At 72.7% G+C, this 14,855-nt stretch carries 15 protein-coding genes; 10 read left to right on the plus strand and 5 right to left on the minus strand.

The annotated features are described in order from the left end of the window. Positions 1–45: 45 nt before the first annotated feature. Positions 46–2,277, minus strand: coding sequence for a primosomal protein N' (locus tag E4T13_RS17960; protein ID WP_137179652.1), 2,232 nt, complete (start codon positions 2,275–2,277; stop codon positions 46–48). Positions 2,278–2,348: 71 nt separating this feature from the next. Here E4T13_RS17960 and fsa point away from each other — a divergent pair, with 71 nt between their 5' ends. The 4 genes from fsa (at position 2,349) to E4T13_RS17980 (ending at position 5,168) form a co-directional block, all read left to right on the plus strand. Beyond that, positions 2,349–3,005, plus strand: a complete 657-nt coding sequence (fsa, locus tag E4T13_RS17965) for a fructose-6-phosphate aldolase (protein WP_137179653.1) — start codon at positions 2,349–2,351, stop codon at positions 3,003–3,005. Then, positions 3,002–3,703 (plus strand): DUF484 family protein, encoded by a 702-nt coding sequence (locus E4T13_RS17970; protein WP_170985061.1) that lies wholly within the window; start codon positions 3,002–3,004, stop codon positions 3,701–3,703. The genes fsa and E4T13_RS17970 overlap by 4 nt, the downstream gene beginning before the upstream one ends. Further along, complete coding sequence (locus E4T13_RS17975; RefSeq protein ID WP_137179655.1) at positions 3,703–4,635, plus strand: tyrosine recombinase XerC; 933 nt, start codon at positions 3,703–3,705, stop codon at positions 4,633–4,635. The genes E4T13_RS17970 and E4T13_RS17975 overlap by 1 nt, the downstream gene beginning before the upstream one ends. A 179-nt stretch (positions 4,636–4,814) precedes the next feature. Further along, positions 4,815–5,168: an HU family DNA-binding protein gene (locus E4T13_RS17980; RefSeq protein ID WP_137179656.1), complete on the plus strand. Its 354-nt coding sequence runs from the start codon at positions 4,815–4,817 to the stop codon at positions 5,166–5,168. A 76-nt stretch (positions 5,169–5,244) separates the two neighbouring features. Here the strand turns inward: E4T13_RS17980 and E4T13_RS17985 are convergent, their stop codons facing one another. The 3 genes from E4T13_RS17985 to E4T13_RS17995 all read right to left on the minus strand — a co-directional run bounded on the left by E4T13_RS17985 (position 5,245) and on the right by E4T13_RS17995 (position 8,008). Further along, positions 5,245–5,559, minus strand: coding sequence for a chaperone modulator CbpM (locus E4T13_RS17985; RefSeq protein WP_206030205.1), 315 nt, complete (start codon positions 5,557–5,559; stop codon positions 5,245–5,247). Positions 5,560–5,561: 2 nt separating this feature from the next. Beyond that, the gene (locus E4T13_RS17990) at positions 5,562–6,494 is read right to left on the minus strand and encodes a DnaJ C-terminal domain-containing protein (protein WP_137179657.1); all 933 of its coding nucleotides are present in this window, start codon (positions 6,492–6,494) and stop codon (positions 5,562–5,564) included. Between the two features lie 272 nt (positions 6,495–6,766). Next, a complete protein-coding gene (locus E4T13_RS17995) occupies positions 6,767–8,008 on the minus strand; it encodes a methyltransferase (protein WP_137179658.1) in 1,242 nt (413 codons plus the stop codon). Between the two features lie 81 nt (positions 8,009–8,089). Between E4T13_RS17995 and E4T13_RS18000 the strand changes: the two genes are divergently transcribed. Genes E4T13_RS18000 through E4T13_RS18015 form a run of 4 tightly spaced genes read left to right on the plus strand, consistent with a single transcriptional unit; the run spans position 8,090 to position 11,514 of the window. Continuing rightward, on the plus strand, positions 8,090–8,626 hold the full coding sequence (locus E4T13_RS18000; protein WP_137179659.1) for an invasion associated locus B family protein: 537 nt from the start codon (positions 8,090–8,092) through the stop codon (positions 8,624–8,626). Continuing rightward, positions 8,596–9,810, plus strand: coding sequence for a 23S rRNA (adenine(2503)-C(2))-methyltransferase RlmN (gene rlmN / locus E4T13_RS18005; RefSeq protein ID WP_137179660.1), 1,215 nt, complete (start codon positions 8,596–8,598; stop codon positions 9,808–9,810). The genes E4T13_RS18000 and rlmN overlap by 31 nt, the downstream gene beginning before the upstream one ends. Next, a complete protein-coding gene (locus E4T13_RS18010) occupies positions 9,807–10,349 on the plus strand; it encodes an MOSC domain-containing protein (RefSeq protein ID WP_137179661.1) in 543 nt (180 codons plus the stop codon). The genes rlmN and E4T13_RS18010 overlap by 4 nt, the downstream gene beginning before the upstream one ends. Continuing rightward, complete coding sequence (locus tag E4T13_RS18015) at positions 10,342–11,514, plus strand: MFS transporter (RefSeq protein ID WP_137179662.1); 1,173 nt, start codon at positions 10,342–10,344, stop codon at positions 11,512–11,514. Before E4T13_RS18010 ends, E4T13_RS18015 begins: the two co-directional genes overlap by 8 nt. Here the strand turns inward: E4T13_RS18015 and E4T13_RS18020 are convergent. Further along, the gene (locus E4T13_RS18020; RefSeq protein WP_137179663.1) at positions 11,490–12,452 is read right to left on the minus strand and encodes a mechanosensitive ion channel family protein; all 963 of its coding nucleotides are present in this window, start codon (positions 12,450–12,452) and stop codon (positions 11,490–11,492) included. The genes E4T13_RS18015 and E4T13_RS18020 overlap by 25 nt on opposite strands. Before the next feature lie 188 nt (positions 12,453–12,640). Between E4T13_RS18020 and E4T13_RS18025 the strand changes: the two genes are divergently transcribed. Further along, a complete protein-coding gene (locus tag E4T13_RS18025) occupies positions 12,641–13,900 on the plus strand; it encodes a serine hydrolase (protein WP_137179664.1) in 1,260 nt (419 codons plus the stop codon). Then, on the plus strand, positions 13,897–14,781 hold the full coding sequence (locus E4T13_RS18030; RefSeq protein ID WP_137179665.1) for an alpha/beta hydrolase: 885 nt from the start codon (positions 13,897–13,899) through the stop codon (positions 14,779–14,781). Before E4T13_RS18025 ends, E4T13_RS18030 begins: the two co-directional genes overlap by 4 nt. Positions 14,782–14,855 lie beyond the last annotated feature (74 nt).

Here is a 14,855-nt window from a genome sequence, read left to right on the forward strand (position 1 = left end):
GCGGCCCCCACCCAACCCTCCCCCGCACCGCGGGGGAGGGCAAGGTCACAGGAAGCCCACCGGGTCCACGTCGATCTGCACCCGGACGGAATTCGGCAGTTCGACGCGGGACATCCAGTCGCGCAGCAGCGGCTGCACCGGCACGTCGCGCCGCGCCTTCAGCAGCAGGCGGCGGCGGTGCCGCCCGCGCAGCAGGGCCAGGGGCGCCGGCGCCGGACCCAGCACCTCCACCCCGTCGCCGCGCGGCGCGGCCAGCCCCAGGTCGCGCGCGGCGCGGTCCGCCTCGCGCTCGTCCTCGGCGCTGACGATCAGCGCGGCGAGCCTGCCGAAGGGCGGCCAGTGGCCGGGGCGGCGACCCGCCGCTTCCTCCGCCATGAAAGCGGCGACGTCGCCCGAGACCAGCGCGCGCATCACCGGGTGATCGGGCGAGAAGGTCTGCAGCAGCACCTTGCCCGGCGCCTCCGCGCGGCCGGCGCGACCCGAGACCTGGTGCAGCACCTGCAGCGTGCGTTCGGCGGCGCGCAGGTCGCCGCCGGCGAGACCCAGATCGGCATCGACCACGCCGACCAGCGTGAGGTGCGGGAAGTGCCAGCCCTTGGCGACGATCTGCGTGCCGATGATCAGGTCCACCTGGCGCGTCGCGATCGCCTCCGCCGCCGCGGCCGCGGCCGCCGGGCCGGGGATGGTGTCGGACGCCATGACGATGCGCCGCGCATCGGGGAACAGAAGCTGCACCTCCTCCAGCACGCGCTCCACGCCGGGGCCGACCGGCGTCAGGCTGCCCAGCGCCTTGCATTCCGGGCATTGCGCCGGGATCGGCTCGGCATGGCCGCAATGGTGGCATTGCAGGCGGCGCTGCGCGCGATGCTCCACCAGCCAGGCGGTGCAGTTCGGGCAGCGCATGCGGTGGCCGCAGGCGCGGCAGAGCGTCAGCGGCGCGTAGCCGCGGCGGTTGAGGAACAGCATGGCCTGCTCGCCGCGCGCCAGCGTGTCCTGCACGGCTTCGATCAGCGGCGGCGAGAGGAACCGCCCGCGCTCGGGCGGGTGCTTGCGCAGGTCGATCGCCTCCACCGCCGGCAGCCCGGCGCTGCCGTGGCGCTCGGCCAGGTGCAGGTGCTCGTAGCGCCCGGTCTCCGCGTTGTTCAGCGTCTCGAGCGAGGGCGTGGCGGAGACCAGCACGCAGGCAGCCTGCGCAAAGCGCGCCCGCACCACCGCCATGTCGCGCGCGTGGTAGATCACGCCGTCTTCCTGCTTGAAGGCGGTCTCGTGCTCCTCGTCGACGATGATCAGGCCGAGGTCGGGATAGGGCAGGAACAGCGCCGACCGCGCGCCCACCAGCACCGGCGCCGCGCCCTCCGCCACCGCGCGCCAGGTGTCGCGCCGCGTGCGGGACGACAATTCGGAATGCCACAGCGCCGGGTCCACGCCGAAGCGCCGCCGGAAGCGCTCCAGCCACTGCGCACTCAAGGCAATCTCCGGCAGCAGCACCAACGCCTGCCGCCCCTGCCGCAGGCATTCGGCCACGGCATCGAGATACACCTCGGTCTTGCCGGAGCCGGTGACGCCCGTGAGCAGCGTCACGCCGAACGTCTTCGCCGCGACCTTCGCGCGGAGCGCCGTCGCCGCCTCCGCCTGGTCGGGCGCGAGCCTCGGGCCGGGATGATCGGGGTCGGGCAGCGGGAAGGCGGCGCCCTTGGGCAAGAGTCCCGGCACCAGCAATCCGGCATCGGCCAGCCCGCGCACGACGCCGGGCGAGACGCCGGCGGCCTCTGCCAGGTCGGTGCCGCCGCGCACCTCGCCGGGCTGCAGATGATGCAGCACGCGCTGCCGCGCCGGGGTTAGGCGGACGCCGTCCCGCAGCGCGTCCGGCGCCAATTGCCAGCCGGCCTTGTTCGGCGCGGGCTCCAGGGCGGCCGGCGCGCTCATCGCCATGCGCAGCACGGCGCCAGGCGCCGTGACGGTGTAGGCGGCGACCCAGTCCACGAAGCGGCGCAGGCTCTCGCCCATCGGCGGCGCGTCCAGCACGCCGCGCACATCCTTCAGGCGATGCGCCGGCAGCGCGGGATCGGGTTCCCCGTCCCAGGCGACGCCAACCACCTCCCGACCCCCGAGCGGCACCACCACGAAACTGCCGGCCGGTGCCTCCATCCCCGGCGGCAACCGGTAGTCATAGGCGCCGGCGGTCAGGGGCAACGGCAGCAGCACGCGAATCCGTGGCGCGGCGGCAACGCCCGGTGGTTGGTTCGATGCCAGCGACTTCCGCCTCGGCTCACGCATCCTGTATGCTTGCCTCACTCCAAGCGGGGAAGGTCGTCCCAGGCGGGGACGCATTCCGGGGAAGATATAGGATGAAATTCTTCGTGGACACCGCCGAGGTGTCCGAGATCCGCACCCTCGCCGAGGCCGGGCTGGTGGATGGTGTCACCACCAACCCCAGCCTCATCGCCAAGTCCGGCCGGAAGATGGCCGAGGTGATCGCGGAGATCTGCGCGATCACCCCGGGGCCCGTCAGTGCCGAGGTCACCGCGACGGATTTCGAGACGATGCTGGCCGAGGGCCGGTATCTGCGGGGCATTGCCGGCAATGTGGCGGTGAAGGTGCCGCTGACGGAAGCCGGGCTGCGCACCTGTCGCGCCTTGGCGAATGAGGGCACGCCGGTCAACGTCACGCTCTGCTTCTCCGCGGCGCAGGCACTGCTGGCGGCCAAGGCGGGGGCTGCCTTCATCTCGCCCTTCGTCGGGCGGCTGGACGACATCTCCACCGACGGGATGGGGCTGATCGCGGACATCGTGCAGATCTACCGCAACTATCCGCATCTGAAGACCGAGGTGCTGGTGGCGTCCGTCCGCCACCCGATGCACCTGGTCCAGGCGGCGAAGCTCGGCGCGCATGTGGCCACCCTGCCGCCCGCGGTGATCCGCCAGCTTCTGAAGCATCCGCTGACCGACAGCGGCCTGTCGGCCTTCCTGGCCGACTGGAAGAAGACAGGACAATCCATCCTGTGAAGAACGCGGCCGCGCCCCTCCTCGACCAAGACCCGTTGGCCGAGGAGGTCGCGGCCTTCCTCGTTGCGAATCCGGATTTCCTGGCCCGTCGGCCGGAGCTCTACCGCGCGCTGACGCCGCCGCGGCGTGTGCATGGCGAGAACTTGGCCGACCACATGGCCGCCATGGTCAGCGTGGAACGCGCCCGGTATCGCGCGCTGGAGGCCGAAATCCAGGCGGCGGTGGCGGAGGGCCGGGCCGGCAACGGGCTTGCGCTGCGCGTGCGGCTGGCGGTGCTCGCGCTGATGCGCGCGCGCGACGTGCCCGACACCGTCACCCAGGAATGGCCGCCCGCGCTGCGGCTCGAGACTTGCACGCTGCTCGCCGAGCCGCGGCCGCTGCGCGCGATCTTCAACGGGCGGGCGGAGACGGCGGTGCCGCGCCACGGCGTGCGCCCGCTGCCGGAAGGCACGGTCGCGCGGCTGATCGGCCCCGGCCGTGATGCGCGGGTGCGCATCGAGGTGACGGATGCCGAGCTGCTGCATGCCGAGGCCGCGCCGCTGGTCAGTCGCGATGCGCTGGTGAAGGTGCCGCTGTGGTGCGGCACGCCCTGCATGCTGGCGCTCGGCGCGCGCGACGGCATCGCGCTGCCCACGCGGCAATCGGTGCAGACGCTGGCCTTCCTCGGACGCGCCGTGGCCGCCGCGCTGGCGCGGTGATGGACGGCGCCGCCGCCGTCGCCGAGTGGCTCGACATCCTCGCGCGCGAGCGGCGCGCGAGTGGAAACACGATCGAGGCATACCGGTCGGACCTCGGCCTGTTCCTCGGCTTCTTGGCGCGTCATCTCGGCGAGGAACCGGACCGCGCCGCGCTGGGTGCGCTGCGCCCGGCCGAGTTGCGGGCCTTCCTGGCGGAACGTGCGGGGCAGGGCGATTCGAATGCGACCCGGGCGCGGCGCCTTGCCGCGATCCGGGGCTTCCTGCGCCACCTCGCCCGTCGGCATGGCGGCGACACCGCGGCGCTCGCCGGCCTGCGCGGGCCGCGGGCCAAGGCACCGGTGCCGCGGGCGCTGACGCCAGAGGCGGCGAAGGAGGTCGCGCGCGGCATCGGCGCCGTGCACGACCCCGAGCGTGCGATGCAGCCGGCGATGCAGGCCGCGCGCGACGTGGCGCTGTTCACGCTGCTCTATGGCTGCGGGCTGCGCATCGCGGAGGCGCTGGCGCTGGATGTGCGCGACGCGCCGCTGCCGGGCGCGGAGGGCGGTCTGCGCGTGCGCGGCAAGGGCGGCAAGGAGCGGATTGTGCCGGTGCTGCCCACGGTGCGCCAGGCCGTCGCCGCCTGGCTGGCGCAGCACCCCGAGCCGCTTCCGGACCAGCCGCTGTTCCTGGGCGCGCGGGGGGCGCGACTCGACCCCGCCGTGGCGCAGCGCGCCCTGCGCACCTATCGCCGGCTGGCCGGCCTGCCGGAGCACGCGACGCCGCATGCGCTGCGCCATTCCTTCGCCACCCATCTGCTGGGCGGCGGCGCCGACCTGCGCGCGATCCAGGAATTGCTGGGCCATGCGAGTCTCTCCACCACCCAGCGCTACACGCGCGTGGACGCTGCAGCGCTGCTGGAGACGTGGCGGCAGGCGCATCCCAGGGCCGATTGAGGCGTGGAGTGCGGCAGGCGGGCCGCAATCCCGCATTTTCCGGCACTTTCTGGCGCTCTGGACAGTTGCGGCCGTCCTTTTGCTCTCTTATCGAGGAGCCGCGCCCTGCGGGACTCGGGGCGGTGCCGGCCGGGGGCCGGCCTTCCGGTCCGGGCGTGCAACCATTGAGAGGAAACCAGATGGCGAAGCAGGCGAGCAGCAAGGCCCCGGCCCCGAAGGCCGCTCCTCCGGCGGCCAAGGCCAAGGCTGCGGGTCCCAGCACGGTGACGGTGAAGCAGATCGCGGCCGAACTGGCCGAGAAGCACGACATGCCGAAGCGGCAGGTCGAAGCCCTGGTCAACGACCTCGGCGATGCCTTCGCCACGCACCTGAAGAAGGGCAACAAGATCCGCTATTCCGGCATCGGCGTGCTGGAAGTGCGCTCCCGCGCCGCGCGCACGGGCCGCAACCCGGCCACGGGCGCGGAGATCCAGATCCCGGCCTCGAAGAAGATCGCCTTCCGCCCGGCGAAGGAGCTGAAGGAAGCCATCTGAGTCTCGCCGCCTCCATCCCGCGCGGCGCGCCGCGTGGGATGGCAGGTCTGGTTGAATGGCGGAATCGCGCGGCGGGCTATTCCCGCGCGCGCCGCAATGCCGTCAGCGCTTCGCTTCGCACCGGCTCCGGCATGCCATGCATGGCGCCGGCGAGGCCGCGCAGCGCGGCCCTGAGACCGTGAAGCTGGTCCAGCAGGTCCAGCACCACCCCCACACCGGCATCATTCACGCCCATCTCCTCCCGCAGGTCGCGGATCAAGCAGGCGCGGGCGACGTCGAGTTCGGTGTAGCCGCCGGCGTCGCGCCGGATGATCCAGCCCTCGGCCACCCAGGCTTCCAGCGTCCCGGCATCGAGCCGGGCCTGGCGCAGCATCTCCTCCGTCTCCGCCATGGTCAGCGCTCCATGCCCGCGCGGGGGTCCTGTTCCTTGCCCGCCTGCCAGCCCTCGGCAAAGGCCTGCAGCGCGGCGTCCGGCGCATCCGGCAGCACGATGCGCAGCGTGACATAGGCATCGCCGCGCGTGCCATCCGCCTTCGGCACGCCGCGGCCCTTCAAGCGCAGCACGGTGCCGGTGTTGGAGCCCTTCGGAACGTTCACCATCACCGCGCCCGCCGGCGTCGGCACCTCGATCCGGCCGCCCAGAACCGCCTCCGGCAGGGTCACCGGCAGGTCGAGCAGGATGTCGTCGTCCTTGCGCGTGTAGTGGCGGTGCGCGCCGACCTGGATCTCCACCAGCAGGTCGCCCGAAGGCCCACCGCCGAGGCCGGGCGCGCCCTTGCCACGCAGCCGCAGCACCTGCCCGTCGCGGGTGCCGGGCGGGACGGTGACGTCCACCGTCTCGCCTTCCGGCAGCGTCACGCGCTTCTTGGCGCCGTTCACGGCCTCCAGGAAATCGAGCGTCAGGCGGCCATGCAGGTCGCCGCCGCGCATGCGGAAGCTGGCGCTGCCGGCGCCGCGCCCGCCGCGGCCGGCACGCCGGCCGAACAGTTCCGAAAGAATCTCGTCGGCATCGGCCATGTCGGCGAAGCCGGCATCGGAGGCATAGCCCTGCGGCCCGGCGCCTTCCGCGAAGTCGCGGTAGTAGCGCGGCTGGGGCTTTTCCTGGCCGGAGGCGTCGATCTCGCCGCGGTCGAAGCGGGCGCGCTTCTCGGGGTCGGAGAGCAGGTCGTTCGCCGCGCCGATGCGCTTGAACGCCTCCTCGGCGGCCTTGTCGCCGGGGTTCAGGTCGGGATGGTGCTTCCGCGCCAGCGTGCGGTAGGCGCGCCGGATCTCGTCCTGCGTCGCGTCCCGCTTCACGCCGAGCGCGGCGTAGGGGTCGTCGGTCATCTCCACATCCTCGCTCGGAGCAACATGGACGGTTCACGGGCCCCGGATGGGCGCCCGTCGTTTCAACCCGTCAAGTGGGCCGCTGGCGGGGTGGGAACAAGGGCGCCGCCGGCTGGCATCGCAGGTTGGCGGCGCGCAGGGCGCGCCGAGGCCGCGACGGGTTCCCGCCAGCGTTGCTGCGCAACGCGTGCGGGGTCCCGGAACGCGGCCCGCCGCCGGTGCGGCGAAGGCAAGCCGGCGGATGCCGGCGCCCCCAGTCTGCGGGCAATCGACTACGGCGCCGCCAACAACAGGCGGTTCAGCGGCTCCATTGCCTTCACCAGTGCCGCGCGGTCGCGCGCGACCTGCTCGGCGGAGGCGCCGGCGGCCGCCACGTCGGCGACGATCTCCCCCCAGCTCCGCCTTCCATCCACGCGCTGCAGGATCGCACCGGCCAGTCGCGGCAGCGGCACCATGGCGCGCAGCCCATCCCAGGTGACCGGCAGCACGCCATCCGACCGCAGCCCCTTCGCCAGCGCCGCGCCATCCAGCTCCCGCAGCACCGGCACGGCGGCATCGTCTTCCCAGGGCGGCACCGCCACCGGGTCCTCGGCGCGGACGCAATAGGCGATGTGGATGCCCATGTTGCCGCAGATCGCCTCGGTCAGCGCGGCGCGCTGGATCGGGTCCAGCGCCGCCGTGCGGGCGCGCAGCCTGGGGTCGGCCAGCCAGGTGTCCGGGTCGTAGCGCAGCGGCTCCACCAGGCAGGCGATGCGCAGCCCGGCGCCGGCGATCAGCGCGGCGAGCCGGGGCACGGTGAAGGCGACGTCGCGCGGGTTCAGCAGCAGGTCGTACAGGCCCGCATCGCCGCCCTTGATGTGGTCCTCGATCAGCGGGTTGCGGCGCAGCCAGGCCGTCTCCGGCACCTGCTTCCACAGCCGCTTCGCGACGTCGAGGCGCTGTGGCGGAGGATCGGCGGTCGGCGCAAGAAGACGCAGCGCGTCCTGCAGCATGTAGACGCCTGTGCGGCCATGCGGGGCATAGACCATCAGCCCGATGCCGCCGCCCGGCGCCAGCACCGAGACCAGCGCCGCCAGCCCCTCGGCCGGGTCCGGCAGGTGGTGCAGCACGCCGCAGCAGTCGATGTAGTCGAAGGGGCCGAGGCCCGAGCGCGACAGGTCCAGGATCGAGCCTTCCTGGAACAGGATGTTGTCCAGCCCGCGCGCCTCGGCCCGCGCCGTGGCCACCTTGCGCGCATGGGCGGAGCGGTCGAGCCAGGTGACGCGCCCCGGCCGGCCGAGCGAGGTCATCTGCTGCGCCAGCATGATCGTCCCGTCGCCGGAGCCGCCCCCGGCCATCAGCGCGTTGAGCGGGCGGGAAGCCGGGCGCCGTGCGCCGAAGATCCAGTGGTCCACCTCTCGCAGGTGTGAGGGGCTGCCGACGACGAGCCGCTTCGCCTCATCCCGCGGGTCGCGGGCGGGGTAGGGGTACGCCTCGTACTGGGCGGCGAGCTGGAGGTCGGTGCGGTCGGCCATCGCGCCGTGCATAGGCGCGCGGCGCGGCGCGCGGAAGGCGCAAGGTTGTCGCCCCGTGATGCTCGCCGTATCTACCCTGGCATGCTCCGGAACCGTCGCACCCTCGCCGTCCCGGCCTTTGTCGCCGCCCTCCTCCTCGCCGTCCCGGCCGATGCGCAGCAGCGACAGCGACCGGCGCGGCTCGGCGCCTTCCAGGACTGGACCGCGGCAACCCATCAGGAGAGCGGGCAGAAGGTGTGCTACGCCTTCACCCGTGCCTCCCGGAGCGAGGGCGCGCCGCCCAACCGCAGCACGGTCACGCTGACGGTCACGCACCGCCCCGGCGGGCGCGACCAGGTGGCGGTCTCGGTCGGCTATGCGCTGGCACGTGGCGCAGAATCCGTGCTGGCGGTGGGCAGCCAGGAGTTCCGCTCCTACGGCGTGGTCCAGACCAGCGCCTTCTTCCAGGACAGCGACCAGCTCATCCCCGCCTTCAAGGCGGGGCGGGAGGCGTTGACCCGCACGCCGGGTCCGGGCGGCCGCGGCAACGTGACGGACACTTTCTCGCTCAGCGGCTTCACCGCCGCCTATGACGCCATCTCCCGCGAATGCCCGCCGCAGGCCCGGCCGCGCCGGTGAGCCAGGGCGCGCCCCTCGCGGACCTGACGGAGCAGGAGCGCGCGCGCATCCTGGCCAAGGCCGCGCTGTTCGCCCCGCCGGCGGCGACCCTGCCCGATGGCCGCCGCGACCTGGTGGGCCTCTCGCGCGAGGAACTGGCGGCGGAGATGGTCGCGATCGGCGAGAAGCCGTTCCGCGCCAGCCAGCTCTGGCATTGGATCTACCACCAGGGCGAGACCGATTTCTTTCGCATGCCGACCATCGCCAAGCCGATGCAGGCCAAGCTCGCGGAGCGCTTCGTGGTCGGAAGGCCAGAAGTCGCAACCGAGCAGACCAGCGAGGACACGACGCGCAAGTGGCTGTTCCGCTTCCGCGACGGACAGCAGGTGGAGACGGTCTACATCCCCGACCTGAACGAGGATCGCGGCGCGGTCTGCATCTCCACGCAGGTCGGCTGCACGCTCTCCTGCCGCTTCTGCCACACCGGCACGCAGAAGCTGGTGCGCAACCTCGGCGCCGCGGAGATCGTCGGCCAGTTCATGGCGGCGCGCGACAGCTACGGCGAATGGCCGAGCCCGAAGGACGGCACGCCGCGGCTGCTGTCCAACATCGTCGTCATGGGCATGGGCGAGCCGCTCTACAACTACGAGAACACGGCCAAGGCCCTGAAGATCGTGATGGATCACGAGGGCATCGGCCTGTCGCGCCGCCGCATCACGCTGAGCACCTCCGGCGTCGTGCCGATGATGGACCGCTGCGGCGCGGAGCTGAACGTCAACCTCGCCGTCTCGCTGCATGCCGTGACGGACGAACTGCGCGACGAGATCGTCCCGCTGAACCGCAAGTATCCGATCGCCGAGCTGATTGCCGCCTGCCGTCGCTACCCGGGCGCCACCAACGCGCGGCGCATCACCTTCGAATACGTGATGCTGCGCGGCGTGAACGACAGCGAGGCCGAGGCGCGCGAGTTGGTGCGGCTGATCAAGGGCATCCCGGCCAAGGTGAACCTGATCCCGTTCAACCCCTGGCCCGGCAGCCCGTATCTCACCAGCAAGCCCGAGCAGGTGCGGCGCTTCGCGGAGATCGTGGCCGCGGCCGGCTATTCCAGCCCGATCCGGCGCCCGCGCGGCCGCGACATCCTGGCCGCCTGCGGCCAGCTCAAGACCGAGAGCGAGCGCGCGCGCCGCAAGGCCGACGCCGCGTGAGCGGCACGGTCCAGGCCGTCGCCGCCAGCCCGACCCACGGATTCTCCAAGACCCTTCTTCCGCGCATCCGCCTGATTGCCGGGCTCGGCGTGGAAGGCGATGCGCATGCCGGCGTCACGGTGAAGCACCGCTCCCGCGTCGCGCGCGATCCGACGCAGCCGAACCTGCGCCAGCTTCACCTGATCGCGGAGGAGACGCTGGCCGAGCTTGTGGGCGCCGGCTTCCAAGTGGCGCCCGGTGACCTCGGGGAGAATGTGACGACGCGCGGCATCGATCTGCTGGCCTTGCCGCGCGGCGCGAGGCTGCGCCTGGGCCAGGACGCGGTGGCGGAACTCACGGGCCTGCGCAATCCCTGCCACCAGCTCGACGATTTCCAGCCGGGGCTGATGCGCGCGCTGATCGGGCGCGATGCCGACGGCACGCTTCTGCTGAAGGCCGGCGTCATGGCGCTGGTGATCGCGGGCGGCGCGGTGACGCCGGGCGACGCCATCGCCCTCGAACTGCCCGCGGGGCCACACGAACGCCTGCAGCGTGTCTGAGCGTCCGCCCGCTTTGTCCCCACCGGTCTGGCTGATGGCGATGGCGGCCTTCACCGTGGGCTGCGGCATGCGCATCCTCGACCCGCTGCTGCCGATGCTGGCGGGCGAGTTCGGCGTGGGCATCGGCGCGGTGGCGCCGCTGATCGGCGGCTTCGCCATGGCCTATGGGCTGGGCCAGATCGCGGCGGGGCCGATCGGCGATTCGCTCGGCAAGATGCGCGTCGCGGCGGTGGCGATGGCGCTGTACGCAGCGAGCCTGCTCGGCGCGACGCTGGCGCCCGACCTGCTTGCGTTGCTGGTGATGCGGGTGCTGTCGGGGCTGTTCGCCGCGGCGACCATCCCGCTGTTCATGGCGCATATCGGCGACAGCGTCGCCTATGAGCACCGCCAGGCGACGCTCGGGCGCTTCCTGACGGGCATGGTGATGGCGACGCTGCTGGCCGGGCCGATTTCCGGCACGGTGGCGGAGTTCTCGGGCTGGCGCGCCTCCTTCCTGGTGCTGGGCGGGATCGGCGCGGTGATCGCGGCGCTGTTCCTGCTGCTGCTCGGTCCCGCCTGGCGGCAGCGCGGACGTGGCGGCGCGCCAGCGCTCGGCGGCTTCATCCGCCTGCTGCAAAGGCCCGCCGGGCGGAAGCTGATGGCCGTGACGGCGCTGGACGGGATGTTGCTGTTCGGCGGCGCGGTGCCCTTCATCGCCTCCCTGCTGATCGAGCGCTTCGGGATGAGCGCGGCGACGGCAGGGCTGACGGTGGCCGGCTTCGGGCTCGGCGCCTTCGTCTACACCCGCGCCGCGGGCGGGCTGGTGAAGCGCCTGGGCGAGCGGGGCATGGTGCTGTGGGGCGGCGTCGGGCTCGGCGCCGCGCTGACGGCGATGGCGCTGGCGCCGCACTGGTCGGTGGTGGCGTTCGCGCAGGCGCTGCTCGGGCTGCTGTTCTTCATGTTCCACGGCGTGCTGCAGGCGCGGGCGACGGAAGCCCTGCCGGAGGCGCGGGGCACGGCGGTCGCCTGCTTCGCCATGGCGCTGTTCCTCGGCCAGGCGCTGGGCGCGGTGGTGTTCGGCACGATCATCTCGCTCGCCGGCTTCACGCCCGGCTTCCTGCTGGCCGCGGCGGGCACCATCGCGCTCGCGGTGCTGATCCGTCAGCGCGTGCTGCCGCCGGGCTGAGCCGTCGCCCTTGCCGCCTCCGCCTGCCGTCGAGACGCGGGTGGCGTCTCGCCGGCCGGCCAGCCTTCGCGCTGGCGTCGACGGTCCCCGTCGCCCTCCTCGGTCTGGTCGTGCAGCAGCACCATGCGGGTGGGATAGGCGAGGTCCATCTGCGCCTCCCGCAGCGCCGCGCGGACCGTGCTGATGACGCGGCCCTGCGCGGCGACGACCTGGCTGCGCTTTGAATCGGTCCACCAGCGCACCCGGATCACCACGCCGGACTCGCCGAACTCCCAGGCCCGCGCATCCGGTGCCGGGTCTTGCTTGACGCCCTCGACGCGTTCCAGCGCGTGCAGCACCGCCTGGCACGCTGCTTCGGGATCGTCGCCATAGCCGATCAGCACGTCGCACTGGCTGCGGCGCACGGGGAAGCGCGTTCGGACGGTGATGCTGCGCGTGTAGAGGTTGCTGTTGGGGATCACCACGCGCTGCCCGTCATAGGTGCGGATCAGCGTCGCCCGTGCCTCGACATGCTCGACCGTGCCCTCGTAGTCGCCGGAGACGATCTGGTCGCCGACGCGGAAGGGCTGCGCGTAGAGGATCATCAGCCCGGAGAACCAGTTCTGCAGGATGTCGCGGAACGCCAGCCCGACGGCGAGCGAGCCGATGCCGAGCGTCGCCAGCAGGTCGGCCGGCGTGACCGACGGGAAGATGATGGTCGCGACGACCAGGAATCCCGCCAGGATCACCGCCCAGCGCGCCGCCCCGCCGAGCAGGAAGCCGAGATCGACGCGCTTGCGCCGGGCGAAGGCGAAGCTCACCGCCCGGCCGGCGGCGAGGCCGACGAGCCAGAACACCAGCAGCACGGCCAGGCCTATGCCGATGTTCGGCAGCAGCCAGAAGAAGCCCTCCACCATGCCCTGGAGCTTGGTCGTGGCGAGTTCCTCGGGATCCTGCATCGTGCCTCGCGCCTGGGGAGAGGCAGAGAACGCCCGGAGCATGGCAGGGTTGAGGGCAGGGCCGCGAACGAGGTTTGCGGCGCTTCGCGCCCGGGGCAGGATGGCGCGCCACCGCTGCGCGCGGCCTTCCGGGAGACGCCGATGGATCACGTTTCGGATATGCTGCAGGCCGGCCGGGTCGCGGCGGCATGATGCGGCGCGACCTGTTGCTGGCGGCGCCCGCCGCCTCCGCCCTCGCCGCGCCAGCACTGGGGCAGTCCGGCAAGCCGGCGCTCGACCTGTTCCTGCGCATGCAGGTGGAGCAGCACCGCGCCGTGGGCATTGCCGCCCAGGTGGTCCACCGCGACGGCACGCTGGTCTTCGCCGGCGCCGCTGGAAGGCGCGATCCCGATGCGCCGGACCCGATACGGCCCGACACGCTGTTCCGCCTGGCCTCCATGACCAAGCCGATCACGGCGGTCGCGGTGCTCATGCTGGTCGAGGAGGGGCGCATCGGGCTGGAGGATCCGGCCGACCGATTCCTGCCCGAATTCGGCACGCCGCGCGTGCAGACCACGCCGGGGCAGGACGAGCCCGCTTCGCGCGTGCCGACGATCCGCGACCTGCTGCGCCATGTCTCCGGCCTGTCCTATCGCTTCATGAACGTCCCCGGCATCGTCGAGGACTATGCGCGGCGCGGCGTGGATGACGGGCTCGCCGCGCCCGACCTGACCATGGCGGAGAACATGCGGCGGCTGTCCGGCGCGCCGTTGCAGGCGCAGCCCGGCACGCGCTGGGGCTATGGGCTTTCCTTCGATGTCCTTGGCGCCGTCATCGAGCGCGTGGCCGGCGTGCCCTTCGACCGCTTCGTGATCGAGCGCATCGGCCGGCCGCTCGGCATGGACTCACTGGTCTTCCATGTGCCGGAGAGCGAGCGCGGCCGCATGGCGCGGGCGATGATGATGGCCGAAGGCAGCGGCATCCGGCCGATCGCGCGCGGCGACGGCGTGCCCTTCGCGATCACGGGCGGGCGCATCATCAGCGACCCCGAGCGGGCCTTCTCCGCCACCGCCTATCCCTCCGGCGGCGGCGGCGCGACGGCGACGCTCGGCGACTACCTCCGCTTCGCGCGCATGCTGCTGAATGGCGGCGCGCTGGATGGCGTGCGGCTGCTGCGGGAGGAGACGGTGGCGGCGATGGGCGCGCCGCAGACCGGCGACCTGCCGATCAACCTGGCCGGTCCCGGCTTCTCCTTTGGCTATGGCGTGGCGGTGCTGGTGGATCGCGAGGCCGCGAAGTCGCCACAACCCAACGGCGCCTTCGGCTGGAGCGGGGTGTATGGCACCGGCGTCTCCATCGATCCCGCCAGTGGGCTCGCCTTCGTGCTGATGACGCAGACCGCGGTGGAGGGAATGCTGATCGCCGACGAATTCGTCCGCGCCTTCTACACGCAGGGCGGCGCGCGATGACGGACAGCCAGATCGGCGCCATCCGTGCGCTGCTGACCTCCCGCCCTCGCCCGACCGATCTGGCGGAGCGGCGGGCGCGCGTGGACTGGCTCGGCCAGCAGGATCCGCTGCCGGCGGATGTGCATGTGGAGCCGGTGGAGGCGAACGGCGTCGCGGCGGAATGGACCTGGACGCCCGGCGCCGATCCCTCCCGCGTGGTGATGTTCCTGCATGGCGGCGGCTACGTCTCGGGCTCCATCGCCAGCCATCGCGGCACCGTCTCGCAGATGGGGCGGGAGGCGCGGGCGCGCACGCTGGCGCTGGGCTACCGGCTGGCGCCCGAGCATCCCTTCCCCGCCGCGCTGGAGGATGCGCTGGCCGCCTATCGCTTTCTGCTCGCGCAGGGGTTTCGTGCGGAGAACATCGCCATTGGCGGGGAGAGCGCCGGTGGCGGGCTGGCGCTGGCGGCGCTGGCGGCGCTGCGCGACGCCGGCGATCCCCTGCCGGGCTGCGCCTGGTGCGCCTCGCCCTGGGTGGACCTGGAGATGACCGGGGCGACGATGGCGACGAAGGACGCCGAGGACCCGCTGATCCACAAGGCGTATCTGGAGGATCTGGCACGGCAGTACCTGGCCGGCGCCGATCCGCGCGATCCCCGCGCCTCCTCGCTGCATGCCGATCTGCGCGGCCTGCCGCCCTTGCTGATCCAGGTCGGCTCGGCGGAGACGCTGCTGGACGACGCGGTGCGATTGGCAGGCGCGGCGGGGGCCGCGGGCGTGGAGGTCACGCTTCGGGTGTGGCCGGACATGATCCATGCCTGGCATCTTTACTGGCAGCGCCTCGGCGCGGCGCATCGCTCACTGGCGGAGGCGGGGGCGTTCATCCGGGCGAAGCTGCGCTGACCCCCACCCCAACCCCGCTCCGCGAGGGAGGGTGGCTGAGCGCAGCGAAGCCGGGTGGGAGCGCGACCGGCCTT

Source organism: Roseomonas sp. AR75 (assembly GCF_005222815.1).
Classification (GTDB): Bacteria; Pseudomonadota; Alphaproteobacteria; order Acetobacterales; family Acetobacteraceae; genus Falsiroseomonas.

Excerpts from the sequence above, each read along its gene's own strand:
- E4T13_RS18030 (WP_137179665.1), top strand. The coding sequence starts at position 13,897 with ATGACGGACAGCCAGATCGGCGCCATCCGTGCGCTGCTGACCTCCCGC.
- E4T13_RS17985 (WP_206030205.1), bottom strand. The coding sequence starts at position 5,559 with ATGGCGGAGACGGAGGAGATGCTGCGCCAGGCCCGGCTCGATGCCGGG.
- E4T13_RS17960 (WP_137179652.1), bottom strand. The coding sequence starts at position 2,277 with ATGCGTGAGCCGAGGCGGAAGTCGCTGGCATCGAACCAACCACCGGGC.
- E4T13_RS17975 (WP_137179655.1), top strand. The coding sequence starts at position 3,703 with ATGGACGGCGCCGCCGCCGTCGCCGAGTGGCTCGACATCCTCGCGCGC.
- E4T13_RS18020 (WP_137179663.1), bottom strand. The coding sequence starts at position 12,452 with ATGCAGGATCCCGAGGAACTCGCCACGACCAAGCTCCAGGGCATGGTG.
- E4T13_RS18025 (WP_137179664.1), top strand. The coding sequence starts at position 12,641 with ATGATGCGGCGCGACCTGTTGCTGGCGGCGCCCGCCGCCTCCGCCCTC.
- rlmN (WP_137179660.1), top strand. The coding sequence starts at position 8,596 with ATGCCCGCCGCAGGCCCGGCCGCGCCGGTGAGCCAGGGCGCGCCCCTC.
- E4T13_RS17980 (WP_137179656.1), top strand. The coding sequence starts at position 4,815 with ATGGCGAAGCAGGCGAGCAGCAAGGCCCCGGCCCCGAAGGCCGCTCCT.
- E4T13_RS17990 (WP_137179657.1), bottom strand. The coding sequence starts at position 6,494 with ATGACCGACGACCCCTACGCCGCGCTCGGCGTGAAGCGGGACGCGACG.
- fsa (WP_137179653.1), top strand. The coding sequence starts at position 2,349 with ATGAAATTCTTCGTGGACACCGCCGAGGTGTCCGAGATCCGCACCCTC.
- E4T13_RS18000 (WP_137179659.1), top strand. The coding sequence starts at position 8,090 with ATGCTCCGGAACCGTCGCACCCTCGCCGTCCCGGCCTTTGTCGCCGCC.
- E4T13_RS17995 (WP_137179658.1), bottom strand. The coding sequence starts at position 8,008 with ATGGCCGACCGCACCGACCTCCAGCTCGCCGCCCAGTACGAGGCGTAC.